The sequence below is a fragment of the Streptomyces sp. SID486 genome, assembly GCF_009865385.1.
Classification (GTDB): domain Bacteria; phylum Actinomycetota; class Actinomycetes; order Streptomycetales; family Streptomycetaceae; genus Streptomyces.
The window spans coordinates 1-23,936 of the sequence record NZ_WWJT01000405.1 but is presented as its reverse complement, the minus strand read 5'-3'; the positions used below and the strand labels follow the sequence as shown (position 1 = coordinate 23,936).

At 70.7% G+C, this 23,936-nt stretch carries 23 protein-coding genes and 2 rRNA genes; 12 read left to right on the top strand and 13 right to left on the bottom strand.

Annotation, left to right across the window (positions count from 1 at the left end):
* From GT045_RS19480 to GT045_RS19470, 3 genes are all read left to right on the top strand, one after another.
* Window positions 1–255, top strand: a 23S ribosomal RNA gene (locus GT045_RS19480); the annotation flags it as partial.
* A gap of 86 nt (window positions 256–341) precedes the next feature.
* Window positions 342–458: ribosomal RNA gene (gene rrf / locus GT045_RS19475) — 5S ribosomal RNA — on the top strand.
* Window positions 459–747: 289 nt separating this feature from the next.
* Window positions 748–1,314, top strand: a complete 567-nt coding sequence (locus GT045_RS19470; protein WP_161334931.1) for a GNAT family N-acetyltransferase — start codon at window positions 748–750, stop codon at window positions 1,312–1,314.
* On the opposite strand, the gene GT045_RS19465 is transcribed toward GT045_RS19470, so the two are convergent.
* From GT045_RS19465 to GT045_RS19440, 6 genes are all read right to left on the bottom strand, one after another.
* Window positions 1,311–3,134 carry a type IV secretory system conjugative DNA transfer family protein gene (locus GT045_RS19465; RefSeq protein ID WP_161334930.1) on the bottom strand — a complete coding sequence of 608 codons (1,824 nt, stop codon included), beginning with the start codon at window positions 3,132–3,134 and terminating at the stop codon, window positions 1,311–1,313. The genes GT045_RS19470 and GT045_RS19465 overlap by 4 nt on opposite strands.
* 11 nt (window positions 3,135–3,145) lie before the next feature.
* Window positions 3,146–4,558 carry an ATP-binding protein gene (locus GT045_RS19460; RefSeq protein WP_161287876.1) on the bottom strand — a complete coding sequence of 471 codons (1,413 nt, stop codon included), beginning with the start codon at window positions 4,556–4,558 and terminating at the stop codon, window positions 3,146–3,148.
* 14 nt (window positions 4,559–4,572) lie between these two features.
* Complete coding sequence (locus GT045_RS19455) at window positions 4,573–6,129, bottom strand: SCO6880 family protein (RefSeq protein ID WP_161287877.1); 1,557 nt, start codon at window positions 6,127–6,129, stop codon at window positions 4,573–4,575.
* Window positions 6,126–7,472: a hypothetical protein gene (locus GT045_RS19450; RefSeq protein ID WP_161334929.1), complete on the bottom strand. Its 1,347-nt coding sequence runs from the start codon at window positions 7,470–7,472 to the stop codon at window positions 6,126–6,128. The genes GT045_RS19455 and GT045_RS19450 overlap by 4 nt, the downstream gene beginning before the upstream one ends.
* Window positions 7,462–8,289 carry a hypothetical protein gene (locus GT045_RS19445; protein ID WP_161334928.1) on the bottom strand — a complete coding sequence of 276 codons (828 nt, stop codon included), beginning with the start codon at window positions 8,287–8,289 and terminating at the stop codon, window positions 7,462–7,464. The genes GT045_RS19450 and GT045_RS19445 overlap by 11 nt, the downstream gene beginning before the upstream one ends.
* Window positions 8,290–8,460: 171 nt before the next feature.
* Entirely contained in the window at window positions 8,461–8,769 is a 309-nt protein-coding gene (locus GT045_RS19440; protein ID WP_014673544.1) for a hypothetical protein, read from the bottom strand.
* A 394-nt stretch (window positions 8,770–9,163) separates the two neighbouring features.
* On the opposite strand from GT045_RS19440, the gene GT045_RS19435 reads away from it, so the two are divergent.
* From GT045_RS19435 to GT045_RS19420, 3 genes are all read left to right on the top strand, one after another.
* Window positions 9,164–9,928: a trypsin-like peptidase domain-containing protein gene (locus GT045_RS19435; RefSeq protein WP_161334927.1), complete on the top strand. Its 765-nt coding sequence runs from the start codon at window positions 9,164–9,166 to the stop codon at window positions 9,926–9,928.
* 552 nt (window positions 9,929–10,480) lie between these two features.
* Complete coding sequence (locus tag GT045_RS19425; protein ID WP_161287881.1) at window positions 10,481–11,482, top strand: bifunctional lytic transglycosylase/C40 family peptidase; 1,002 nt, start codon at window positions 10,481–10,483, stop codon at window positions 11,480–11,482.
* Window positions 11,483–11,712: 230 nt separating this feature from the next.
* A complete protein-coding gene (locus GT045_RS19420; protein ID WP_161287882.1) occupies window positions 11,713–12,417 on the top strand; it encodes a phosphatase PAP2 family protein in 705 nt (234 codons plus the stop codon).
* A 166-nt stretch (window positions 12,418–12,583) separates the two neighbouring features.
* On the opposite strand, the gene GT045_RS19415 is transcribed toward GT045_RS19420, so the two are convergent.
* On the bottom strand, window positions 12,584–14,155 hold the full coding sequence (locus GT045_RS19415; protein WP_161334926.1) for an FAD-binding oxidoreductase: 1,572 nt from the start codon (window positions 14,153–14,155) through the stop codon (window positions 12,584–12,586).
* 323 nt (window positions 14,156–14,478) lie between these two features.
* On the opposite strand from GT045_RS19415, the gene pstS reads away from it, so the two are divergent.
* The 4 genes from pstS to pstB all read left to right on the top strand — a co-directional run bounded on the left by pstS (window position 14,479) and on the right by pstB (window position 18,637).
* Complete coding sequence (gene pstS, locus GT045_RS19410; protein ID WP_345942696.1) at window positions 14,479–15,609, top strand: phosphate ABC transporter substrate-binding protein PstS; 1,131 nt, start codon at window positions 14,479–14,481, stop codon at window positions 15,607–15,609.
* A 113-nt stretch (window positions 15,610–15,722) separates the two neighbouring features.
* Window positions 15,723–16,730, top strand: coding sequence for a phosphate ABC transporter permease subunit PstC (pstC, locus tag GT045_RS19405; protein WP_161287885.1), 1,008 nt, complete (start codon window positions 15,723–15,725; stop codon window positions 16,728–16,730).
* The gene (gene pstA / locus GT045_RS19400; protein WP_161287886.1) at window positions 16,727–17,788 is read left to right on the top strand and encodes a phosphate ABC transporter permease PstA; all 1,062 of its coding nucleotides are present in this window, start codon (window positions 16,727–16,729) and stop codon (window positions 17,786–17,788) included. Before pstC ends, pstA begins: the two co-directional genes overlap by 4 nt.
* A 72-nt stretch (window positions 17,789–17,860) precedes the next feature.
* On the top strand, window positions 17,861–18,637 hold the full coding sequence (pstB, locus tag GT045_RS19395; RefSeq protein WP_161287887.1) for a phosphate ABC transporter ATP-binding protein PstB: 777 nt from the start codon (window positions 17,861–17,863) through the stop codon (window positions 18,635–18,637).
* A 133-nt stretch (window positions 18,638–18,770) separates the two neighbouring features.
* Here pstB and GT045_RS19390 read toward each other — a convergent pair whose 3' ends face one another.
* Window positions 18,771–19,769: an inorganic phosphate transporter gene (locus GT045_RS19390; protein ID WP_161287888.1), complete on the bottom strand. Its 999-nt coding sequence runs from the start codon at window positions 19,767–19,769 to the stop codon at window positions 18,771–18,773.
* Window positions 19,770–19,776: 7 nt separating this feature from the next.
* Window positions 19,777–20,397: a DUF47 family protein gene (locus tag GT045_RS19385; protein ID WP_161287889.1), complete on the bottom strand. Its 621-nt coding sequence runs from the start codon at window positions 20,395–20,397 to the stop codon at window positions 19,777–19,779.
* 215 nt (window positions 20,398–20,612) lie between these two features.
* On the opposite strand from GT045_RS19385, the gene GT045_RS19380 reads away from it, so the two are divergent.
* Window positions 20,613–20,921 carry a metal-sensitive transcriptional regulator gene (locus GT045_RS19380; RefSeq protein ID WP_161287890.1) on the top strand — a complete coding sequence of 103 codons (309 nt, stop codon included), beginning with the start codon at window positions 20,613–20,615 and terminating at the stop codon, window positions 20,919–20,921.
* Window positions 20,922–20,943: 22 nt separating this feature from the next.
* Here the strand turns inward: GT045_RS19380 and GT045_RS38965 are convergent, their stop codons facing one another.
* Together GT045_RS38965 and GT045_RS19375 are read right to left on the bottom strand one after the other, a co-directional pair.
* Window positions 20,944–21,105, bottom strand: coding sequence for a hypothetical protein (locus GT045_RS38965; RefSeq protein ID WP_202515179.1), 162 nt, complete (start codon window positions 21,103–21,105; stop codon window positions 20,944–20,946).
* Window positions 21,106–21,265: 160 nt separating this feature from the next.
* Window positions 21,266–22,138: a hypothetical protein gene (locus tag GT045_RS19375; protein WP_161287891.1), complete on the bottom strand. Its 873-nt coding sequence runs from the start codon at window positions 22,136–22,138 to the stop codon at window positions 21,266–21,268.
* 141 nt (window positions 22,139–22,279) lie between these two features.
* On the opposite strand from GT045_RS19375, the gene GT045_RS19370 reads away from it, so the two are divergent.
* Window positions 22,280–22,465 carry a hypothetical protein gene (locus GT045_RS19370; RefSeq protein WP_161287892.1) on the top strand — a complete coding sequence of 62 codons (186 nt, stop codon included), beginning with the start codon at window positions 22,280–22,282 and terminating at the stop codon, window positions 22,463–22,465.
* Between the two features lie 33 nt (window positions 22,466–22,498).
* Here GT045_RS19370 and GT045_RS19365 read toward each other — a convergent pair whose 3' ends face one another.
* On the bottom strand, window positions 22,499–22,924 hold the full coding sequence (locus tag GT045_RS19365; RefSeq protein ID WP_161287893.1) for an NUDIX hydrolase: 426 nt from the start codon (window positions 22,922–22,924) through the stop codon (window positions 22,499–22,501).
* Between the two features lie 27 nt (window positions 22,925–22,951).
* Window positions 22,952–23,936 (bottom strand): CHAD domain-containing protein (locus GT045_RS19360; RefSeq protein ID WP_161334925.1); only part of this gene is annotated, 985 nt, incomplete at its 5' end.

Genomic DNA, 23,936 nt, shown 5'->3' with positions numbered 1-23,936 from the left:
CTGTCCCTAGTACGAGAGGACCGGGACGGACGAACCTCTGGTGTGCCAGTTGTTCTGCCAAGGGCATGGCTGGTTGGCTACGTTCGGGAGGGATAACCGCTGAAAGCATCTAAGCGGGAAGCCTGCTTCGAGATGAGTATTCCCACCTCCTTGAGAGGGTAAGGCTCCCAGTAGACGACTGGGTTGATAGGCCGGATCTGGAAGCCAGGTAACTGGTGGAGGTGACCGGTACTAATAGGCCGAGGGCTTGTCCTCAGTTGCTCGCGTCCACTGTGTTGGTTCTGAAACCACGAACAGCCCCACGTTGCCACAGCGTGGTGCGGCGTTCAGTTTCATAGTGTTTCGGTGGTCATAGCGTGAGGGAAACGCCCGGTTACATTCCGAACCCGGAAGCTAAGCCTCACAGCGCCGATGGTACTGCAGGGGGGACCCTGTGGGAGAGTAGGACGCCGCCGAACAAATTTTGGGAAAACCCCCGCATCTTTGATGCGGGGGTTTTCTGCGTTCCGGACCAGAATGTGCCGTGCCCGGATCAGAACGTGACGTCTGCGGTGTCCACGGTCCCACCCCGGCGTCCGGGCGCGCTGTGCCACTTCCAGTAAGGAATCGGTGTATTTCTTGTGGACCAGGGGCTCGCTGTCCCGGCGGGTCAGCTCCGTGGTCATGCCCACACCCTAGGACCGGACGTTGACGGCAGGCGTCCGTATTTGAGGTGAGAGAGCTGCGGTGCGTGGTTACCGTGGCTGCATGAGCACCCCCACCAGCGATGACTACGTCGTCCGTGCGATACGACCCGACGAATGGGCCGCGGTGCGGCAGCTGCGTCTCGACGCGCTCCGCGACCCGGTGGCGCACCTCGCCTTCCTGGAGACGTACGAGGAGGCCGCGGCCAGGACGGACGCGTTCTGGCAGGACCGGGCGGCCGGGTCGGGCGAGGGCTCTACAGCGGCCCGGCAGTTCATCGCCGAGGCGCCCGACGGAACCTGGGCGGGCACCCTGACCGTGCTCGTCGAGGAAGCCGGCACGAAGGACTGGGCCGGCGATCCCGTCGACCGGCGCCAGGGGCATGTGGTCGGCGTCTTCGTGCGGCCCGAGCACCGCGGGAACGGGCTGATCGGGGCGCTGTTCGACGCCGGTGTGCGGTGGGCGTGGGAGCAACGGGCGGAGCGGGTCCGGCTGTTCGTCCACCGGGAGAACGAGCGCGCCCAGGGGGCGTACCGGAGGTTCGGGTTCGAGCCCAGTGGCCGTGTCGTGGCGTTTTCGAAGAACGAGGCGGAGACCGAGCTGGAACTCGTCCTGGAGCGGCGGTCCTAGACCGGCAGTTCCTGGTGTGGCCAGCGGGCACGGGCCTGTTCCCGGGAGCGGAGCAGGGCGAGCGTCGGCAGCCCCTGGCCGGCTCCCGTGGCGAGCAGCCCGGGCAGCTCCGGGAAGGGGGCCACGGCCGCGATGTCGTCCATGACCAGGGTGAGTGGTGGGTCGAGCCGACCGGAGGATGACCGTTCGGCCATGTGCCGGCCGCGCTCGACCACGCTGGAGACGAGGGCCGTCAGGAGGGGCATCGCGCCGGGCCTGCTCCTCGGGTCCTCGATGGGTTCACCGACCACATAGAGCGTGCCCCCTTCGTGGACGAAGGAATCCAGGGCCAGTGCATCATTTCGGTTGGGTGTGCACGACTCGCGGATGTTGACCGTGGACAGCGCCGACAGTGCCCTTCCGGTCAGTTCCTGGGCGATGTCGCGGCGTTCGGGATGCGCGGTCAGCGCCGCCTCCAGTTCCCCGGCGGCGCCGGGAGCGGCCTTCGGGTGCGTGCGGAGCGTGCGGACGGCGTCCTGGATCTGCGTGCCCTGGGCCCAGCGGTGGACGTGCCGGACGGTGCGGTTCTCCAGGGCGGCGGCGTGGAGGTAGCTGCGCAGGAGGGTGACCGCCGTCTCCGCCACCGTCTGGTCGATCTTGGCGGTGGGCTGTACCGGCGCGAGCAGCGCCGTCGCCCTGCGCAGGGCCGTCTGCCGGTCCGCGCAGCCGGCGGTGGGGGACCAGTGGAGACGGGCCGGGGTGTCGCAGAGATGGACGGGGTCGTAGAGGAGGATCGGGCCGAGTTTGGCCTTGGCGTCCTTCGTCTCCGCCCACAGCTCCGGGTCGGAGGTCACCACGAGGGTGGGGCCGGGCGCGTCCTGGATGGCCTGCGCCGCGGTCGCCCGGCGGGCCGCGGGCGGGGCGTAGAGCACCGTGCGCCGGACGCCGTCGGACTCCCGCTCCCACGCGGGCGCCGGTCCACCGTCGGCGCGGGCGGCGGCGGCCGGGGCTTGCGGGACCGTCTCCTGCAGGGGCATCGCCGGAGTCGGCAACGGCAACGGTGACGGTGACGGTGACGGTGACTGTGACGGCGACAGTCCCGGCTCGGTGCGGGGCTCCGGCACGTCGTACCGGGGCTCCGGCATGCCGTACCGGGGCTCCGGTTCGGTGCGGGGGCCGGGCATGTCGTACCGCGGCTGCGGCTGCGGCTGCGGCTGCGGCTCTGTGCGGAGTGCCGGGGGTCCCAGGGGCCCCGGAACCGGAACGCCGTTGCCGGGCCCCGGGTCGTCATGGCGCTGCTCTGGACCGCCGTAACGGTGCTCTGGACCGCCGTAGTGCGGCTGTTGCTGTGCCGGTTGTGTCGCCTGTGCCGCTTGTGCCTGTTGTGCCGGCTGTGTGGGTCGGGCCGGCTGTGTGGGTTGTTGCGGGGGGCCGGGGTGGGGCTTGCGGCCGGGGGTGCCGGTGGCGCGCCGGGTCGCTCTGTTCGCACGCCAGCGTGCCGTCGTACCCATCGCGAACACCGCGGCGACGACGAGGATCATCAACTGGCCGATGAACAGCCCCCAGAACAGGCCCCAGCCGGACAGCTGGGCGGGCGGGGTGTCCGGCCAGGCGCCGGGGACGTCGTGCGGCTTGCCGATGAGATGGCGCATGGCCAGGGGCGTGCGGGTGAAGGTGACGCCGTCGGGCCAGGCGCCCTGGGCGAACCAGGCGGCCAGGCCCGTGGCGGTCCACACCAGGACGGTCATGCCGAGCAGGAACGCGAGCATGCCGACCAGCAGGCCGTCAGGGATGCCGCCCTGGCCCTCCCGGCGGCTGTCACGGTGGTCGTCCGGTCTCACCCTGCACTCCCTCACGCCACCGTCGACTCGGAGTCGCCCAGGTGCTGTTCCACGAAGGCCGCGGCCCGCTGCTCGGCCTCCAGTTCGGCGGCGCGCAGGGCGTCGTCGGCCGTGAGGTCGGCGGAGGACTCGGTCATCGCGCGGTCGGTGAAGACCAGCGGGCGTTCCGTCTCCGTGATCAGGTGTTTGACCACCTGGACGTTGCCGTTGACGTCCCATACGGCGATGCCGGGGGTGAGCGTCGGGATGATCTCCACGGCCCACCGGGGCAGGCCCAGCACCCGGCCGGTCGCCCGCGCCTCGTCGGCCTTCTGGGCGTAGATCGTCCTGGTCGACGCCATCTTCAGGATGGCCGCCGCCTCCTTCGCCGCGGCCCCGTCGACCACGTCGGACAGGTGGTGGACGACCGCCACGAAGGACAGGCCCAGCCGGCGGCCGAACTTCAGCAGCCGCTGGAACAGCTGCGCCACGAAGGGGCTGTTGATGATGTGCCAGGCCTCCTCGACCAGGAAGATGCGCTTCTTCCGGTCGGGGCGGATCCAGGTGTGCTCCAGCCACACGCCGACGATCGCCATGAGGATGGGCATGGCGATGGAGTTGCGGTCGATGTGGGAGAGGTCGAAGACGATGAGGGGCGCGTCGAGGTCGATGCCGACCGTGGTCGGGCCGTCGAACATGCCCCGCAGGTCACCGTCGACGAGCCGGTCCAGCACCAGGGCGACGTCGAGGCCCCAGGCGCGTACGTCGTCTATGGCGACGTTCATCGCCTCGGCGGACTCCGGTTCGGGGTGCCGTAGCTGATCCACGATGTCGGTCAGCACCGGCTGGCGGTCGACGATGGTCTCGTTGACGTAGGAGTGGGCGACCTTCAGGGCGAAGCCGGAGCGTTCGTCCAGGCCGTGGCCCATCGCCACCTCGATGATCGTCCGCAGCAGGGCGAGCTGGCCGGTGGTGGTGATCGCGGGGTCCAGCGGGTTGAGCCGGATCCCGTGGTCCAGGGCGGCCGTGGGGTCCAGCCGGATGGGAGTTATCCCCAGCTCCTGCGCGATGAGGTTCCACTCGCCCACCCCGTCCTCGCCCTGCGCGTCCAGGACGACGACCTGGCGGTCCTTGAACCGCAGCTGGCGCAGGACGTACGTCTTCTCCAGCGCCGACTTGCCGTTGCCGGACTCGCCGAGGACCAGCCAGTGGGGGGCCGGGAGCTGCTGGCCGTAGAGCTGGAAGGGGTCGTAGATGTAGCCCTTTCCGGAGTACACCTCGCGGCCGATGATGACGCCGGAGTCACCGAGACCGGGCGCGGCCGTGGGCAGGTAGACGGCCTGGGCCTGGCCCGTGGAGGTGCGCACGGGCAGCCGGGTCGTCTCGACCTTCCCGAAGAGGAAGGAGGTGAATGCCTCGGTGAGGACGGACAGCGGATCCCGCATCGGTGAATCAGCCCCTACCTTCGGATGCCGGTGGCGAAGGGAAGTGTGTTCACGAAGGCGCGGTGGTGCTCTCGGTCGCACCACTCCAGCTTGAGGTACGACTTGCCGGCGGAGGCCCTTATCGTGCGCTTGTCGCGGGCGAGGGCCTCCGGGGAACGCGAGGAGACGGTGATGTAGCCGACCAGGTTGACGCCCGCCGCGCCGCTGGCGAGGTCCTCGCCCCGCTGGTCGAGACGGTTGTGGGCGGCGATGTCCCGGGGGTCGACGGTCCGGTTCATCTTGGCGGCGCGGGACGCCTCGGCCTCGTCGTTGGTCTTCTCGGTCAGCATGCGCTCGATGGCGACCTCGGTGGGTTCGAGGTCCATGGTCACGGCGACCGTGCGGATGACGTCCGGGGTGTGGACGAGGAGCGGGGCGAGGAAGTTCACGCCGACCGGGGTCATCGGCCACTCCTTCACCCAGGCGGTGGCGTGGCACCAGGGGGCGCGGGTGCTGGACTCCCGGGTCTTGGCCTGGAGGAAGGTGGGCTCCATGGCGTCCAGCTCGGCCGGCCAGGCGTTGCGCTGGGTCATCGCCTGGATGTGGTCGATGGGGTGGTCGGGGTCGTACATGGAGTGGATGAGGGAGGCCAGCCGCCCCTGACCGAGCGGCTGCCGTACCCGGATGTCGGCCTCCTGCAGCCGCGAGCAGATGTCCGTCAGCTCACGGGCCATGACGACGGCGAGCCCGGCGTCCCGGTCGACCTTGTTGCCGTGGGCGCGGGCGGCGCGGGCCATGGCGTGGGCCTCGGCCGCCAGTTCGCGGTTGTAGTGCATGCAGGCGACGAGGTAGGCACGGTGCTGCTCGCTGCTGGTGGACACCATGGACTGGAGCTGGTCGTAGGACCGCTGGAGCCACTCCGGGGAGCGGCCGTCGCCGCGCAGGCTGACGTCCTTGGCGTGCGCGTCCGGGTCGGCGGGGAGGGTGCGGGCGAGCATCTGCAGCCGGGTCACGAAGCCGTCGCCGTTGGCGACGTGCTTGAGCAGGGTGCCGAACCGGTCGACCAGGGCCTCCTGGTCCTCGGAGTCGCGCAGGCCGACGCCGGGGCCCTCGATCTCGATGGCGGCGGTGACCGTCTTGCGGTCGGCGTGCAGGAGGACGGCGATCTCGTCGGGGCCGAAGGGCGCGGCGAGCCAGGTGATCCGTCCGATGCCCGGGGGCGGGCCGATCTCGACCTCCCGGCCGTCGAGCCGGGTGCCGGCCTCGGCGGCGCCGGCCCGGTAGGCGGTGCCCCGTTTGAGGGTCCTCTTGTACGAGCGGTTGATCTCGAACCACTTGTAGAACGTGCGGCGCTTGTACGGCACGTAGACCGCGGCGAGCGCGAGCAGCGGGAAGCCTGTCAGCAGCAGGATCCGCAGGGAGAGGACCGGCACGAGGAGGCCGCACATCATGCCGAGGAACGCGCCGGCGATGATCAGTGCGATCTCACCGGATTCGCGGTTCCGTCCGACGATCGCGTTCGGCCGGGCGCGGCCGATGAGATACGTACGGCGGGGCGTGACCGGATGGGACAGGTGGGACTCGGTCGTCAACGCCCTTCACCTCCCGAGCGGTTGTTGCGGGTGTTGCTGGCGTGCGGGGTGTTGACCGGGCTGGACGCGCGGGGCGCGGGCGTGGCGGAGGGGACGGCTCCGCCGGTGCCCCCGGGGGTACGGCTGCTGTGGGCGGCGACGCCGCCGCTGACGGGGTTGGCCGGGCGGGGGGCGGAGCCGCCGCCGCCCTGTGCCCCGCCGTTGCTGTCGGCACGGGTGCTGTGGGTCTTGATGCCTTGGGCGACGAGGGTGGCGGGGGAGCTGATGACGGCGGCTGCCTTGCCCTCGGCGCCCTGCATGATGCGGTTGTTGCGGCCGCTTGCGATCTCGTCGCCGAAGCCGGGGACGAAGCGGTAGATCATCGCGCTGGCGAAGATGGCCAGGAGGATGATGGCGAGGCCGGAGACGACGGCGGAGAAGGCGTCGGGGCCGCTGCCGCCGGAGAGTGCGCCGGCGAGGCCGAGCACGATGACGATGACGGGTTTGACCAGGATGACGGCGATCATGATGCCGGCCCAGCGGCGTACGTGGCCCCACAGGTTCTTGTCGACGAGCCCCGCGTAGACGACGGTGCCGAGGAGGGCGCCGACGTAGAGGAGGGCGGCCCTGATGACCAGTTCCAGCCACAGGACGCCGGCGGCGAGGATGCTGACGAGGGAGACGACGATCAGCATGATGGGGCCGCCGCCGATGTCGGTGCCCTTGTTCAGGGCGCCGGAGAAGGTGCCGAAGAAAGTGTCGGCCTGGTCGCCGGTGGCCTTCGCGAGGACGTCCGAGACGCCGTCCGCCGCCGATACGACGGTGTAGAGGATCAGCGGGGTGAAGGCGGAGGCCAGCACGGTGAGCCAGAGGAAGCCGACGGCTTCGGAGATGGCGGTGGTGAGCGGCACACCGCGCACGGCCCGCTTGGCGACGGCGAGCAGCCACAGCAGGAGGGTCAGGATGGTGGAGGCGGCGAAGACGACGGCGTACTGCTTCAGGAAGGCCTGGTTGGTGAAGTCGACGGTGGCGGTCTCCTTCACGGCCTTGCTGAGCTTGTCGATGGTCCAGGCGGCAGCCTCGGCACAGCCTTTGGCCAGGGAGGAGAGGGGGTCGAGGGTGGAGGTGTCCGGGGTGGTGCCACCGCCGGATCCGCTGGAACTGTTACCGCGCTCGCAGTACTTCTTGGCCTCGCCCGGGATGGCGCCACAGTTGAACCTCGACGGCGAGGGAGACGGGCCGCCGGAGGGTGTGGGTGTGGGCGTGGGGGCGGCGAAGGCGCGAGTGGCCAGCAGTACCGCGGAGGTCTGTACGGCCGTCACGACTCCGGCGAGCTTGAGCGCACGCTGCGGGCTACCGGGCATACGTGAACCCTCCGTACTCTTCGATGGCCTTGCTGATCTCGTCGGAGGTGGCGGCCTTGTCGTCGCCGGGGACCGGGGCGGGGCCGTCCTGCTGCGTCTGGGAGGCGATCTTCCAGTCGCCGGCGGACCACCGCAGGTCGAACGTCCACGTCTTCCAGGATGAGGTGACAGGGTCGGTCGAGGCGGTGCCGGCCATGCCGATGAGGCCTACGTACCAGACGGCGACCTTGGCGCTGTCGGCCGAGTACTGCTGCACCGTGGTTCCGATGGGGATCACCCGTGAGACGAACGTGTTGCCCTTCGGCGGGTTGCCTGCGGCGTCGAGGCCCATCGTGGCGAGGAAGCCGGTCGAGTAGGCCTGGTCCATCGTGGCCTGGAGACGGACCGCTGTGTCGGCGGTGTAGAGGAGTTGCAGGAGCGTGTGGCGGCTGTCCTTGTTGAACATGCCCGTTGAGCCCAGTGCCACGGCGTAGTTCGAGGCCGCCGACTGGGCTCCCTGCTCGGTGCGGGCGAATCCGGTGGGTACACCGACGGACTTGGTATCCACCGGGCGGGTGCCGCTGGCCGATGTCACGGAGGATGCCGGCTTGTCGGCCTTCGTCGACGCCTCGTCGGAGGACGACCCGCCCCCCCGGTTGGCGAAAGCGATGGCGGCGATGAGGAGGACGACCACGCCGACGACCGTCACCAGGCTCTTGGAGGAGGAGCGGTTGGGGCGGCGAGGGGCGCCGCCGTAGGGGTCGGTGTCCGGCAGGCGGGTCCGGGTGTGGCCCGTCTCCATGTAGTCGCTGTAGCCCTGCTCGTCTCCGGGACTCATGCCGCGTACGCCCCCTCCACCTCGTAGACATACGACGGTAGCCGTGCTGGTTCCCGCGCGGGCGCGGTGTGGTGACTCGACATCAGGGAGACGCAACCTCAGCCGGTGGGCACGACGGGTGGGTGGGGTGGAGGGGACAGCCGCTGCCGGGCGTGCCCGGAAGGGGTGGGGCTACACCGCCATGCCGTACACGATGGTGAACAGGGTGCCGAGGGAGCCGATGATGAAGACTCCGGTGAGGCCGGCGATGATCAGGCCCTTGCCCTGTTCCGCGCTGAAGGTGTCCCGGAGGGCCGTCGCGCCGATGCGCTGCTTCGCCGCGCCCCATACCGCGATGCCGAGGCAGAGGAGGATGGCCACGGCCATGACCACCTCGATCATCACCTTGGCCTCGTTGCCCAGGCTGCCGAAGGGGCCCCAGTCCGGAGCGATCCCGCCGATGATGGTGTTGATGTCTCCCTTGTCGGCCGCAAAGAGCATGTAAGTCACCGCCCCTGGTGGGTAGTTCCGCATCGCCTCTGCCGTGTGCAGAGGACAGGCCTCATTGTCGCCGACAACGTCGCCAACGTATGTCGACTTGACGTCATTGACTGGCGGGTTTCGTACGAATGGCACGTACGGTCACTCTGTGTATCACGGCAGGTCACGCCGGGCAATGAGATCCGACCGGAACCTGTCGTGTGGTTCGGTCGTTGACCCCCTTTACGACCTGGCGCGGTTTCTGACGGCTGGTCGGGTGAGATGTCGCCTCGATGTTCTCATGGGCGCGGAGGTGGGCGCCGGGTCGGCGGCGCCGTGGGTCCCAGGTGTTCACAGAAGAATCTCAGGGAAGCAGGAGGGGGATTCTCACCTTCCTGGCGCAAAGTGAGGCCTGATGAAGCGCATCTCACGCATCTCCATCACCTCGCGGCCCGCGCTGCTCGGCGCTGTGGTGCTGCTCGCGCTGACGTCGGCCTCCGTGGCCGCCGCCGACGACGGGCGGGGACCGCTCGGCGTCACCGCCGACGCCGGCGCCAACCGGAAGAGCGCCCGGGTGGGTGCGCTGTTCGCGGCGGACGGGGCGGGCCGGCCGGACGGCAGCCACTTCTGCACCGCGTCGGTGGTGCACAGCCCGCAGGACGATCTCATCGTCACCGCGGCGCACTGCCTGGGCGGTGACGGCGATCTGCTGTTCGTGCCGGCGTACCGGGAGGGGCAGGCGCCGTACGGGGTGTGGAAGGTGATGCGGCGGTATCTGCCCGAGGGATGGACCGAGGACCAGGACGAGGACAGTGACCTCGCCTTCGCCGTCGTCGCGGACCGGGAGGGCAGCCGGCTGGAGGACGTGGTCGGGGCCAACCGGTTCGCGACCGGGGTGGCCACCGGGGCCACCGTGGTGACCGTCACGGGTTATCCCGCGTCCCGTGAGACGCCCGTCAAGTGCAGCAACAGACCCACCGCGCAGAGCGGTACGCAGCAGCGCATCGCCTGCCCGGCGTTCACCGGCGGCACCAGCGGCAGCCCCTGGGTGAACGGTGACGGCCAGGTCGTCGGCGTCCTCGGTGGCCACGAGCGGGGCGGCGCCACGGCCGACGTCTCCTACAGCGTGACGCTCCGCGCGGAGGCGGCCCGCCTGTACGAGGAGGCCGCCGGGCCGTGACGGCGGCCGACCGCGCCGCGCCGTCCCGGCCGGGCCCGTCTCCCGCGCCGTCCCGGCTGGGGCCGTCTCCCGCGCCGTCCCGACCGGGCCCGTCTCCCGCGCCGTCCCGACCGGGCCCGTCTCCTGCACCGTCCCGACCGGGCCCGTCTCCCACACCGTCCCGACCGGGCCCGTCTCCCACACCGTCCCGACCGGGCCCGTCTCCCACACCGTCCCGACCGGGCCCGTCTCCCACACCGTCCCGACCGGGCCCGTCTCCCGTACCGTCCCGGCCGGGGCCGCTTCCCGTACCGTCCCGGCCGGGGCCGTCTCCCGCATCGTCCCGACCGGCCTTGGTGTGCTCCTCTTCGCGTGCCGTCCGGTGAGCGAGTGTCAGCCGGCTCGTATGGAGGCCCGGTGAGTGGGTGTCAGCCGCCCACGGGGTGCTCGTGGTGCGGGTGCGCGTCTCGGCCACGGCGGTCCGGGTGTGGCTTGGCAGATGTTCTCGTGCCGTGGGGGTCGCGCTTCTAGACTGCTGTCGGTGGACTGGCCGACGGTGAGGGGCGGTTGACGGTGCGTCGGACGTGGGTCGTCGGTGGCGCCCTGGTGGGTGCCGGGTTGAGCTTCGTCATGCTGCTCGTCGTCGGCGTCTACATCGTGGCCGGGAATCTGGTCAACGGCGTGACCTCGGGGAGCCGGGGGCTCGCCAAGGGGGCCGTGCCGGCCGCCTACAAACAGCTGGTGCAGCAGTGGGGCAACCTGTGTCCGGCGCTCAGTCCCGCGCTGCTCGCCGCCCAGCTCTACCAGGAGAGCGGCTGGAACCCGACCGTGGTCAGCCCGGCCGACGCCCGCGGTATCGCCCAGTTCATCCCCAGCACCTGGGCGACCCACGGCATCGACGGCGACGGCGACGGGAAGCGCGACATCTGGGATCCGGACGACGCGATCCCGTCGGCCGCCTCCTACGACTGCGAGCTGGCGAAGTACGTGAAGGACGTGCCGGGCGACGTCTCCGACAACATGCTCGCCGCCTACAACGCCGGTGCCTACCGCGTCATCCGGTCCGGCGGGGTTCCGGGCATCAGCGAGACGCGGAACTACGTCCAGCGGATCCGCAGCCTGGAGAAGAGCTTCGCCGCGCCGGTCACCCGGCTCGACCCCTCCCGGCAGGCCGCCGGTGCCATCTCCTTCGCGCAGAGCCGGCTCGGCACGCCCTACCTGTGGGGCGGCAACGGCACGGCCGACCAGGGCGGGCGCTTCGACTGCTCGGGTCTGACCAAGGCCGCGTACGAGAAGGTCGGGATCACCCTGCCGCGGGTGGCCAACGACCAGTACAACGCCGGGCCGCACCCGTCGCGGGACCAGCTGCTGCCGGGCGACCTGGTGTTCTTCTCGGACGACCTGACCGACTCCCGGGCCATCCGGCACGTGGGTATCTACGTCGGCGGCGGGTACATGATCGACGCGCCGCGCACCGGTGCCGTGATCCGGTTCGACCCGGTCGACACCCCCGACTACTTCGGCGCCACCCGGGTGACCGAGGATGGCGCGAAAGCGCTCCCCACGAGTGTGTGAACCGAACGTGAAGTCACCCCCTGAGCTGCGGTGATGAGTCTCTCTTCGATAACGTCTGAGTGATCATTCAGTGGAGAGTGGAACGTATTGATGGTGGCTGTGCGTTCCTGTTGACGTAGCCCAGCGGACGTCGGTACGGCAGTGCAGCGAAAGCGGATCTACGAACCACGGGGGGCAGGAGCGACGCACACCCGGTGCGTCCGGACGAACGACGAAGGGGCCGCAGCACCATGGCTGTACTCGCCGAATCCGGATCGAACCCCGACGTCGACCTGCTCTACGACATCAACGGCCTGGCGAAGAGCGCCCCCGGCTGGGTCGACCGGACCATGGAGTTCGTCGGCGAGTACGGTCTGCTGCTCGCCATGGTGCTGCTGATCCTGTGGTGCTGGTGGACCGTGCGGCGGCGCGGCGGCGAGGACGCGGCGCCCTCGGTGGCCGCGCTGGTGTGGGCCCCGCTCGCGGCCGGCCTCGCCGTGCTGGTCAACGTCCCGATACGCGGCTTCGTGGAGCGCCCGCGCCCCTTCGTCGACCACGAGGGCCTGGACGTCCTCGTCGCCGGCAAGACCGACTTCTCCTTCGTCAGCGACCACGCGACGATCACGATGGCGCTCGGTGTGGGCCTCTTCGTCGCCAACCGGCGCTTCGGCCTGGCCGGCATCGGCCTGGCCCTGCTGGAGGGCTTCTGCCGGGTCTTCATGGGCGTGCACTACCCGACGGACGTCGTCGGCGGTTTCGCCCTCGGTACGGCGGTGGTCCTGCTGCTGTCCCCGCCGGCCATGGCCCTGCTCACCCCGCTCATGCGGGCGGTGGAGCGTTCGCCCCGGGCGGGCCGGCTCGTGCGGCGCCGGCCGGCGGCCGGCGGCGGCCGGGACGCGGTGCTGCCCAGCGCCCGCAAGCCGGTGGAGTCCGAGGAGCGCGACCTGGCGGCGTAGCCCCGCGCTGCGCCCGGCGGCGCCCGACGCCCTGTCACCACGGAGGACTGGTCTCCACGGTCACCACGGAGGGCTGGACCCGACGGTCGCGGCCGAGGGCCGCGGTCCACTCTCGCCACCGTGTGCCGTGGTCCACGGTCGTCGCCGAGCGCCGTGGCCCCGGGGGCTAGAGGCCCTGCCCGTAGGAGAAGAAGCGCTGCGGGTCGTAGGTCTTCTTCACCTTGGCCAGCCGGGCCGCCGCGTCCCCGTAGTACGCCTTCTTCCAGTCCTTCAGCGTCGGGTCGGTGTAGTTCTGGTAGGCGGCGCCCGAGGCGTAGGGCTTCATCGCGTTGTGGGCCGAGGTCAGCCAGGACTGGGCGGTGGTGCCGGAGCCGCCCGCGCCCCAGGAGGCGATGTACTGGGCCAGCATCCGGGACCGGCGGTGGACGAACGCCGTCGCGGTCGGGGAGACCCGGTTGACCGCTCCGCCGAGCGCGGTGAACGCGATGCTGCCCCCGCCGCCGCGCACCGCGGCGATCTGCCTGAGCACGGTCTGGATGCCGGCCGCGGACAGCGACCGGTCGAAGAAGTCGGAGCGGGCCGCGTACGTCTCACGGCCCAGCTTGCCCTGCGGGGAGCGGCCGGGGGTGGAGCCCGGCAGGTGGCACTGGGCGTCGGCGGAGAAGGAGGAGCAGCCGGCGTAGATCTCCATGGCGTCCTCGTAGCCGCGGCGGCGCAGGGAGACCGAGGCGGCGTTCGCGCCGGCCAGGTGGGCCAGGCGGTCCACGGCGTTCTGGAGTTCGCCGTAGGTGCCGAGGGAGAAGCAGGACACGGAGATGGCCGGGGTGCCGCCCGGGGAGCAGGACAGGTGCAGGGAGGACCAGATCTCGTCGGGCTGGCCCGGGCCCCACTCCTGCCAGGCCCTGAGCACCTTGGCGGCCTTGGACCACGGCCATGTCAGGTAGGCGGTCACGGCCTGCGGCGCGGTGTGTGTCTTGAAGTGCAGCTCGGTGACGACGCCGAAGTTGCCGTTGCCGGCGCCGCGCAGCGCCCAGAAGAGGTCGGAGTGGTGGGTGGCGTCGGCGGTGAGCTGGGTGCCGTCCGCGGTGATCAGGGTGGCCTGGGTGAGGCTGTCGCAGGTCAGGCCGTAGGCGCGGGAGGCGACACCGTGGCCGCCGCCGAGCACCAGGCCGGAGACGCCGACGGTGGGGCAGGAGCCCGCGGGTATGGTCACGCCCTTCGCGGCCAGCCCGCGGTAGACGTCGATCAGCTTGGCGCCGGCGCCGACGACGGCCTGGCCGCCGCCGGCCCGGACCCGGTTGAGCCGGGAGACGTCGAGGATGAGGCGGTTGTCGCCGGAGGAGTAGCCGGCGTAGGAGTGGCCGCCGTTGCGGATCGACACCTTGATCTGGTGCGCGCGGGCGTACGCCAGGGTCGTACGGATGTCGGCGGCGTGCGCCACGTAGGCGACCGCGGCCGGTTTCAGGCCGTCGAAGCGGGTGTTGTAGAGCTGGTGGGCGGTGGGCCAGGAGGCGTCCCCCGGCCGCAGCAGGCTGCCGTCGAGGTCGCGGCCGAGGGCGGCCCAGTTCGCCGCGGCGCTCGCGCTGGTGGTCTTCAGCGAGGTCAGTGAAGATGGGCGCGACGGCGTACCGGTGTGCGCTGTCGCGTGGGCGGAGGACCCCGCGCCCCCACCGCACGCGGTCAGTGCGGTCGTCGCCAGGGCGGCTGCGCCGCCCGAGATGAACGTACGCCGTTCCATGTCCGTCGCCTTTCCTCGGCTCTCCTGGAACGAGACGACGACCCGTGTCGCGGGGTTCCCCCGATCGGGTGAAGAAGGTTGCACGCGTGTTCGTGCAACCCGATCGCCGGAACCTCCATGTGCCCTCTACGTAAGCATTCCGTGACCTAACCAGGCCGACGGCAGGGGTTCACTCTCCGTTTACTTCTGGCCATCGGCGGCTTCACCTGATCTGCCTAATTTCGGCCCTACACGGTGCGAAGCGCGGCCTCTTATGCGCTCACGCACTCACTTACCCTCGCGCGCCGCCGGACAGCGGCGGCTCCTGGAAGGAACTTCCGAAAGTGATGCTTCAGCGCAAGAACCGGCTGCGTGCCCTTTCCCTCGGTGCTGTGGCCGTCACCGGCGCACTTGCCCTGACGGCGTGCGGTTCCGACGACAACGGCGGCGGCGCGGCGTCGGGCAACCCGTCCACGGCGGCCAACGCCGGGTCGGTCAAGTGTGACGACGCCAAGGGCCAGCTCCTCGCAGACGGCTCCTCCGCGCAGAAGAACGCGATCGACGCCTGGGTCAAGCAGTTCTCCCAGGCGTGCAAGGTGCAGATCAACTACAAGGGCGGCGGCTCCGGCGCCGGTGTCACCGCGTTCACCCAGGGGCAGGTCGCCTTCGCCGGCTCCGACTCCGCGCTGAAGCCCGAAGAGGTCACCGCCTCGAAGAAGATCTGCGACGGCGGCCAGGGCATCGACCTGCCGATGGTCGGCGGCCCCATCGCCATCGGTTACAACGTCCCGGGTGTCGACAACCTGGTTCTGGACGCCCCGACGCTGGCCAAGATCTTCGACAGCAAGATCACCAAGTGGAACGACCCGGCGATCGCCGCGCTGAACAAGGGCGTGAAGCTGCCCGACCTGAAGATCCAGGCGTTCCACCGCTCGGACGAGTCCGGTACCACGGACAACTTCACGAAGTACCTGATCGCCACCACCCCGGCCAACTGGAAGTACGACGGCGGCAAGGCCTGGCAGGCCAAGGGCGGCCAGTCCGCTCCGCAGTCCGCCGGTGTGGCCCAGCAGGTGAAGCAGACCTCCGGCGCCATCGGCTACTTCGAGCTGTCCTACGTCAAGGACGGCATCAAGGCCGTGTCCATCGACACCGGTGCCAGCAAGCCGGTCGCCCCCAGTTCCGAGAGCGCCACCGCCGACATCGCCGCCGCGAAGGTCGTCGGCACCGGCAAGGACCTCTCCCTCAAGCTGGACTACCAGACCAAGGCCGAGGGCGCCTACCCGATCACCCTGGTCACCTACGAGATCGTCTGTGACAAGGGCAACAAGGCGGACACCCTGCCCGCCACCAAGGCCTTCCTGCGCTACATCGCCGGCGAGGACGGCCAGAAGATCCTCCCGAGCATCGGCTACGCGCCCGTGCCCGACGAGATCATCGCCAAGGTCCGCACGACCATCGACGGCCTGAGCTGACCTGATCCGTGAGTGCGGCCCGGTTCTCCACGACCCGGGCCGCACCGTCCGGTGCACCGCCGCCACGAGCCGGGCCCCTTTCGGGCGCACGGCTCCGCAGACCGGAGAACCCGATGGACATATCGACGACAACAGACGTCCCTCCCCCTGTGCCGCCCCAGCCCGAGGTGGCCGAACGCAAGCGCGACGCCCGCGGCGCGACCCGCCCCGGCGACCGCATCTTCCTCGGCCTGTCCCGGGGTTCGGGCATCCTGCTGCTGGTGATCATGGCCGCGATCGCGGGGTTCCTCACCTACCGCGCCGCCCTCGCCATCAGCAAGGACCACGGCAACTTCCTGACCACCTTCGAGTGGAACACCAACATCCAGACGCCGACCTTCGGCATCGCGGTGCTGGCCTTCGGCACGATCGTCTCCTCGGTCGTCGCCATGGCCGTCGCGGTCCCGATCGCGGTCGCGATCGCGCTGTTCATCACGCACTACGCCCCGCGCCGCATGTCCGGCCCGGTCGCCTACGTGATCGACCTGCTCGCCGCGGTGCCGTCCATCGTGTACGGCCTGTGGGGGGCGCTCGTCCTCGTGCCGCACATGACCGGTCTGTTCGGCTGGCTCGACGACTTCTTCGGCTGGACCGGGGTCTTCTCCTGGGACGACGGCGCGCCGCGCTCGATGCTGACCGTCGGCATCCTGCTCGCGATCATGATCCTGCCGATCATCACCAACGTCAGCCGTGAGGTCTTCCGACAGGTCCCGCAGATGCACGAGGAGGCGGCTCTCGCCCTCGGCGCCACGCGCTGGGAGGTCATCCGCATGTCGGTGCTGCCCTTCGGCCGCTCCGGCGTGATCTCCGCCTCCATGCTCGGCCTCGGCCGCGCGCTCGGCGAGACGATGGCCGTGGCCACCGTCCTCTCCCCGACCTTCGACATCCAGGCCAGCCTGCTCGATCCGGGCGGCGGCACCTTCGCCCAGAACATCGCCAGCAAGTTCAGCGAGGCGGACGAGTTCGGCCGTGACGCGCTCATCGCCTCCGGTCTGGTCCTCTTCGTCATCACCCTGGTGGTCAACGGCGCGGCCCGGCTGATCATCGCCCGTCGCGCGGAGTACTCGGGGGCCAACGCATGAGCACCGCAGCCGTCACCGGGAAGCGCTCCAGCACGCTGCGCGCCGCCAGTCTGCCCAGGTGGACGCCGTGGGCGATCGCCGCGGGCTCCCTGGCCCTGGGCATCGGCATCAGCGCCGCCGCCGGCCTGGACAGCACGATCCAGTGGGGTCTGATCGCCGCGGTCCTGTTCGTCCTCGGCACCTACGGCATCGCCGCGCGCGTCGAGGGCCGCCGGCAGGCCAAGGACCGGGTCGCGACCAGCCTGGTCTGGGTCGCCTTCGTGGTCGCCGTGATCCCGCTGGTCTCCCTGATCTGGGTGACCGTCGCGCGCGGCGTGAAGGTCCTCGACCTCTACTTCCTGTCCCACTCGATGGGCGTCGTCGCCGACACCGAGCCCGGCGGTGGCATCTACCACGCCATCATCGGCAGCCTGGAGCAGGTCGGCCTGGCCACCGCCATCGGCGCCCCGATCGGCGTGCTCACCGCGATCTACCTGGTCGAGTACGGCCGCGGCCGGCTCGCCAAGGCCGTCACGTTCTTCGTCGACGTGATGACCGGTATCCCGTCGATCGTCGCGGGCCTGTTCATCCTCAGCCTGATGCTGATCTTCAAGATGGAGCCGTTCGGCTTCGCGGGCTCGCTGGCCCTGGCCATCCTGATGATGCCCGTGGTCGTCCGCTCCACCGAGGAGATGCTCAAGCTCGTCCCGAACGAGCTGCGTGAGGCGTCCCTGGCGCTCGGTGTGCCGAAGTGGCGCACCATCCTGAAGGTGGTCCTGCCGACCTCCATCGGCGGCATCACCACCGGCATCATGCTGGCGGTCGCCCGTATCGCCGGTGAGACCGCGCCGGTGCTGCTGCTGGTGTTCGGCAACCCGTTCATCAACAACAACCCCTTCGAGGGCGCGCAGGCGTCGCTGCCGCTGTACATCTACCAGCAGTTCGCCAACAGCGCGGGCTCCGGTGCGGCGTACGACCGCGCGTGGGCGGCCTCCCTCACGCTGATCGCCTTCGTGATGATCCTCAACCTCGTGGCCCGCGGCATCGCCCGCTGGAAGGCCCCGAAGTCCGGTCGCTGAGGCGACTGATTCCGGCCCCGCCCGGCGGGGCCACACAGCGACCGAGCTTGAAATTCTGGAAGTGAAGCAGACATGGCCAAGCGAATCGACGTAAGCGGACTCACCGCCTACTACGGCTCCCACAAGGCGATCGAAGACATCTCGATGACCGTCGAGCCGCGCTCCGTGACGGCGTTCATCGGCCCCTCCGGCTGCGGCAAGTCGACGTTCCTGCGCACGCTGAACCGCATGCACGAGGTCACCCCCGGTGGCCGTGTCGAGGGCAAGGTGCTCCTGGACGACGAGGACCTCTACGGCGCCGGTGTCGACCCGGTGTCCGTGCGCCGCGAGGTCGGCATGGTCTTCCAGCGCCCGAACCCGTTCCCCACGATGTCGATCTTCGACAACGTGGCGGCGGGTCTGCGCCTGAACGGCAACTACCGCAAGAGCGAGCTGAACGACGTGGTCGAGAAGTCGCTCAAGGGCGCGAACCTCTGGAACGAGGTGAAGGACCGCCTGAACAAGCCGGGCTCCGGCCTCTCCGGTGGCCAGCAGCAGCGTCTGTGCATCGCCCGCGCCATCGCGGTCGAGCCGAAGGTCCTGCTCATGGACGAGCCCTGCTCCGCCCTGGACCCGATCTCCACCCTCGCCATCGAGGACCTGATCGGTGAGCTGAAGGAGCGCTTCACGATCGTCATCGTGACGCACAACATGCAGCAGGCGGCGCGTGTGTCGGACCGTACGGCGTTCTTCAACCTCGCCGCGGTCGGGCAGCCGGGCCGGCTGATCGAGATCGACGACACCGAGCGGATCTTCTCGAACCCCTCGGTCCAGGCCACGGAGGACTACATCTCGGGCCGCTTCGGCTGAGCCGGCTCCCTCTGGACCCCTCGCGGTGCTGCATGGCGGTGCCACCGCGAGGACGCAAAAGGGCCCGCCCCCGGTTCTCCGGGGGCGGGCCCCTCGCGTCTCCCCCCGCCGGGGGGTGGTGGTGCCGGGGTGGTTACAGGGCCACCAGCTTCACCACGCCGAAGGCCAGCGCGGCGACCAGGCCCGCGGCGGGCATCGTGATGAACCAGCCCAGGACGATGTTCTTGGCCACGCCCCAGCGGACGGCGTTGACCCGCTTCGTCGCGCCCACGCCCATGATCGCCGAGGTGATGACATGGGTCGTGGAGATCGGCGCCTTGAAGATGAACGCGGTCGTGAACATGATCGACGCGCCCGTCGCCTCCGCCGCGAAGCCCTGCGGCGGGTCCAGCTCGATGATCTTCCGGCCCAGCGTGCGCATGATCCGCCAGCCGCCGGCGTACGTGCCGAGCGACAGCATCACCGCACACACGATCTTGACCCAGACCGGGATCGGGTCACCGAACGTCTCGTGGCCGGAAATGACCAGTGCCAGGACCACGACACCCATCGTCTTCTGGGCGTCCTGGAGGCCGTGGCCCAGGGCCATGCCCGCCGCCGAGACGGTCTGGGCGATCCGGAAGCCGCGCTTGGCCTTGTGCGGGTTGGACCGGCGGAACAGCCACATGATCGCCGTCATGACCAGGTAGCCGACGATCAGGCCGACGACCGGGGACAGGAACATCGGGATGACGATCTTGTCCAGGACGCCGTCCCAGAGCACGTCCGTACCGCCCGCCAGCGCCGCGCCGACCATGCCGCCGAACAGCGCGTGGGACGACGAGGACGGCAGGCCGAAGTACCAGGTGGCGAGGTTCCACACGATCGCGCCGATCAGCGCCGCGAACAGGATCGCCATGCCCGTGGAGCCCTTGGGCGTCTCGATCAGGCCCTCGCTGACGGTCTTGGCGACCCCGGAGCCGAGGAAGGCGCCGGCCAGGTTCATCACCGCGGCCATGGCGAGCGCCGCCCGCGGGGTCAGCGCCCGCGTCGACACCGAGGTCGCGATGGCGTTCGCCGAGTCGTGGAATCCGTTCGTGTAGGTGAAGAAGAGCGCGACCGCGACGGTCAGGATCAAAGCGAAGGTGTCCATCGACGCCTCAGGACTCCTTGACGGCGATGGTCTCCACCGTGTTCGCCACGTGCTCGAACGCGTCCGCCGCCTCTTCCAGGACGTCCACGATCTGCTTCAGCTTCAGCACCTCGATCGCGTCGTACTTGCCGTTGAAGAGGTGGGCGAGCAGCTTGCGGTGGATCTGGTCGGCCTGGTTCTCCAGCCGGTTGACCTCGATCCAGTACTCGGTGAGGTTGTCCATGGTGCGGAGGTTCGGCATGGCCTCCGCCGTCAGCTCGGCGGCTCGCGCCAGGACCTCGATCTGCTGCTCGACGCCCTTGGGTAGCTCCTCGACGTTGTACAGGACGACGAGGTCGACCGCCTCCTCCATGAAGTCCATGATGTCGTCCAGCGAGCCGGCGAGGGCGTAGATGTCCTCCCGGTCGAACGGCGTGATGAACGAGGAGTTCAGCTGGTGGAAGATCGCGTGCGTGGCGTCGTCACCTGCGTGTTCCGCGGCCCGCATACGCTCTGCGATCTCGGCCCGGGCAGACGTGTCCGCCCCGAGCAGTTCCATCAGGAGCTTCGAGCCGGTGACGATGTTGTCCGCGGACGCGGCGAACATGTCGTAGAAGCTCGTCTCCCTGGGGGTCAGACGAAAGCGCACGTGGGGTCCTCGGGGTGCTTCGGTTTCGGTCAGGCTGATGCTAGGCGCATCATCCGGCCACGGCTAATGGGCCGCATCCCAGTGTCGCCCATCGGGCGTGGTGATCAGCACGGGGGCGCTCCTAGGGCTCCCTACCCCGCAAAGTTGGTTACCATATACCCACTAGGGGTATGTACACCTTTTGTCCGAAGCTCGTCCCGAGACGGAGGCCCGCGATGACGACGACGACCGAGGCCGGCGCCACGCACGGCTACCACCAGCAGAAGGACGAGCACCTCAAGCGGCTGCGCCGCATCGAGGGGCAGATCCGCGGTCTGCAGCGGATGGTGGACGAGGACACCTACTGCATCGACATACTCACGCAGGTCTCCGCCTCCACCAAGGCCCTGCAGTCCTTCGCGCTCCAGCTGCTGGAGGAGCACCTGCGGCACTGCGTCGCGGACGCGGCCGTCAAGGGTGGTGAGGAGATCGACGCGAAGGTGGACGAGGCGACGAAGGCGATCGGCCGGCTGCTGCGCACCTGAGCGGGCCCGCCGGGGCCGGTGCTCAGCCCGGCTTCCTCTCCTCGGCGACCCGCAGCACCTCGTCGATGCTCTCCAGGCTGAGCCGGTCCTCGGCGGCGGAGGCCGCGATGATCAGTTCTCCGCACAGCTCGATCTCGGCGAGGGCCTCGTGGTCCTGAACCGCCGTGCCGCCGACCGGAGCCACCCGCCTCACCTCTTCTCTGCCGTCGCCCGCTTTCTAGGGTAGGCAGCGGCCCGCACACCGCGCATGGCACGGACGGGCTACTTACGGGAGGGCGTCCCGGACTAGTTGGCCGGATCGCGGCGCCGCCCCCGAGGCCCTCCCGAGGCCCCGGCACGCCTTCTCAGGGCCTGGCCCCGGCCTCGTCCCCGGGCTCGTCCTCGGCGATCCGGCCCGCGTAGATGTCCGCCGGGGCCGGCAGCCGGACCTCCACGGGCGTGCCGAAGGCGTAGAGCAGCAGGGTCGAGGCGACCGCCACGCCCGTCCGCTGCCGGCCGTTGACGAAGCTGAAGCGCTGCCGGAGCTTGCGGATGCGGCCCTGGTCGTCCAGATAGGCGTCGAACGGCACCTCGGCCGTGGCGAACCCTTTCGCCGCCGCGGCCAGGGACGCCCTGGTCCCGGCCGACGCGTACCGGGCCGCACGGCCCAGGTCGGCGGTGCCCCGGTAGTGCCGCACCGGCGTCCCGGCCACCTCGGTCCGCCCGACGAAGACGGCCTCCCGTGTCCCGCGCAGCAGCTCGGCCGCCGCGTACGGGTCGGTCGCGCCGCCGGTGACCAGGTTGCCGTCGGACAGCGTGGCGGTCTCCACCCGCACCCACTTGTCGGCGGGCACGCCCGCGCCCCGGTTCTTCATGTAGAGGGCGCCCGGGGCGAGCAGCTCGGTGATGGGCCGGTGTTCGGCGGTGCCCGCGGGGTCCTCGGGCAGCATCACGGTGAGCCGGCCCAGGCGGTGCCGGTAGTCGTAGACGCCCCTGCCACGGATGGTGACCCGGGTGCCGCCGGTGGCCATCTCCATCGAGGTGGTCGCCTTGGAGCTGCCCGCGCCCCGCAGCGCCTCGCCGGCCCGGTGCAGGGCGCTGACGGGGTCGCCCCCGCCCTTGACGTCCTCGGCGGCGGCTCCGCTGCCCATACAGCCCGTGGTGGCCGTCCCGAGGCCGAGGAGGACACCCACCGCGGCGACCGTGCCGCCCGCGCGTCTGTGCTGCCGCCGATCCATCGCCTGCCTACCCCCAGCCGGTGTGTCCGTCACGGGCCCTCGTTGTCCGGTTAACGACGGGTGGAGGGCGCCGTCACGCGCCACCGGGGCGGGCGGAGGCCGCGCGGAGCCTTTTCCCGCGGGCTGGGTAACGTTGTCGGGGTGGCATTCACCTCGGCGCAGCACGACGGGCCGGAGCACGCCCGGCCCGGACGGGACCACCTCACGACGACGGACGAACAGGGCCGCTTCTGCGTGGCCCGTTGCAGCTGCGGCTGGCGCGGTCCCGCCCGCAGGGCCCGCAGCCAGGCCCGCACCGACGCGGAGGGGCACACGGCCGGCCTGTGACCGGCCGCGGGCCGCACGCCCGTGCCCCGGGGCTCAGCCCCGCCGTTCCCGCGGGCCCGACGGGATGCCGAGGGCGTTCACCAGGTCGCGGTCGCGGGGCTGGGTGAGACGGGACCTGGCCGCGGCCGGAGAGAGCCACAGGATGCGGTCCACCTCGGCGTTCGGCGTGAAGTGGCCGGAAACCGCCTCCGCGGCCCAGTACCGCACCCGCTTGGGCCGCCCGCCCGCCGCGTAGTGCACGGTGGGCAGCTCACCGCCCGGCTCGGCCGTGTACCCGGTCTCCTCCGCGACCTCGCGCAGGGCGCCGGCGAGAGGGTCCTCGCCCCGCTTGAGCTTGCCCTTGGGGTGGGACCAGTCGTCGTACTTCGGCCGGTGGACCAGGCAGATCTCCAGGTCACCGGAGACCGGTGAACGGCGCCACAGCACGCAGCCGGCCGCCTGGACCACGGTGTCCTCCACACCGCCTCCTCGTGGACTCGGGGCGCGTCAGGGCACGTCGACGGGCTGCCGCTGCCACGCCTGCTGGAACGCGAACCGGGCCGCCTCGACCTCGTGCCGCTGGTCGGCGTGGAGCACGCCGAGCGCGTACGCGGTGGCCGGGGTGATCCGGGGGGTGCGGGCCGCCTGGGCCGCCGCCGCTGCCGCCTCCGACGCGTCCCGGTGCCGGTTCAGCGCCTGGCCGGCCGTCAGCAGCCGCATGTCGACGGGGGCTTCGCCGCGGTACAGCACCTCACGGGCGTACCGGTGCAGGCGCAGCAGCAGGCGGACCTGGTGCCAGGGGCCGTCCTGCGGGTGCGGGGACGGATCCGGGGACAGGCCGTGGACCAGCGCCTCCGCGTTGTAAGGGTGGCCGGCGGTGATCAGGGGGAGCGCGGCGATGGCGTCCGTGAGGCGTTCCTCCGCCGCGCCGGCGAGGGGGTGCAGGCCGGTGACGGGGGCGGCGGGGCTGAGCGGGACCTCGCTGGCGAGTACGGCGACCTTGTCGGCGACGGCGTGGAAGCGGGAGGAGCCGAGCGCCTGCAGGGCAGTGGAGTGGGCCCGGGTCCGGGCCAGGGTCAGCTGCCGTTCCAGCAGCGCCCCGGCCTTGGCGGCGCCCACGGTGAGGCTGCCGCGCTCCGTGCCGGCCGGGCCCCCGGTGTGCTCCGGTGCCGCTGTCCCGGGGAGGGGCGCCGTCCCGCCGGTCCGGCCGGCCGCGGCCAGGGCGTCGACCGTCTGGGCGGGCAGCACCGCGGCCCCCGACAGCCTGTGCAGTGCCAGCAGCAGCCGCTCCAGACGAGCCTCGTAGGAGTGTTCGAGGCCCAGGGTGCCCGACAGCCAGGCCAGTTCGGGGCGCATCTCCTCCGACCACGCGGGGTCGAGCAGCGGGCGGAACGTGTGCAGGCTGCCGCTGATGCGGCGGGCCGAGCGGCGCAGGGCGCGCGCCGCGTCGACGGACTCCTGCGCGCCGGCGGCCGCGTGGCCGCGCGCGGGG

Excerpts from the sequence above, each read along its gene's own strand:
- GT045_RS19415 (WP_161334926.1), bottom strand. The coding sequence starts at position 14,155 with ATGGAACGGCGTACGTTCATCTCGGGCGGCGCAGCCGCCCTGGCGACG.
- GT045_RS19470 (WP_161334931.1), top strand. The coding sequence starts at position 748 with ATGAGCACCCCCACCAGCGATGACTACGTCGTCCGTGCGATACGACCC.
- pstB (WP_161287887.1), top strand. The coding sequence starts at position 17,861 with ATGGCCAAGCGAATCGACGTAAGCGGACTCACCGCCTACTACGGCTCC.
- GT045_RS19420 (WP_161287882.1), top strand. The coding sequence starts at position 11,713 with ATGGCTGTACTCGCCGAATCCGGATCGAACCCCGACGTCGACCTGCTC.
- GT045_RS19450 (WP_161334929.1), bottom strand. The coding sequence starts at position 7,472 with ATGCCCGGTAGCCCGCAGCGTGCGCTCAAGCTCGCCGGAGTCGTGACG.
- GT045_RS19390 (WP_161287888.1), bottom strand. The coding sequence starts at position 19,769 with ATGGACACCTTCGCTTTGATCCTGACCGTCGCGGTCGCGCTCTTCTTC.
- GT045_RS19375 (WP_161287891.1), bottom strand. The coding sequence starts at position 22,138 with ATGGATCGGCGGCAGCACAGACGCGCGGGCGGCACGGTCGCCGCGGTG.
- GT045_RS19440 (WP_014673544.1), bottom strand. The coding sequence starts at position 8,769 with ATGCTCTTTGCGGCCGACAAGGGAGACATCAACACCATCATCGGCGGG.
- pstA (WP_161287886.1), top strand. The coding sequence starts at position 16,727 with ATGAGCACCGCAGCCGTCACCGGGAAGCGCTCCAGCACGCTGCGCGCC.
- GT045_RS19445 (WP_161334928.1), bottom strand. The coding sequence starts at position 8,289 with ATGAGTCCCGGAGACGAGCAGGGCTACAGCGACTACATGGAGACGGGC.
- pstC (WP_161287885.1), top strand. The coding sequence starts at position 15,723 with ATGGACATATCGACGACAACAGACGTCCCTCCCCCTGTGCCGCCCCAG.
- GT045_RS19435 (WP_161334927.1), top strand. The coding sequence starts at position 9,164 with ATGAAGCGCATCTCACGCATCTCCATCACCTCGCGGCCCGCGCTGCTC.
- GT045_RS19460 (WP_161287876.1), bottom strand. The coding sequence starts at position 4,558 with ATGCGGGATCCGCTGTCCGTCCTCACCGAGGCATTCACCTCCTTCCTC.
- GT045_RS19380 (WP_161287890.1), top strand. The coding sequence starts at position 20,613 with ATGACGACGACGACCGAGGCCGGCGCCACGCACGGCTACCACCAGCAG.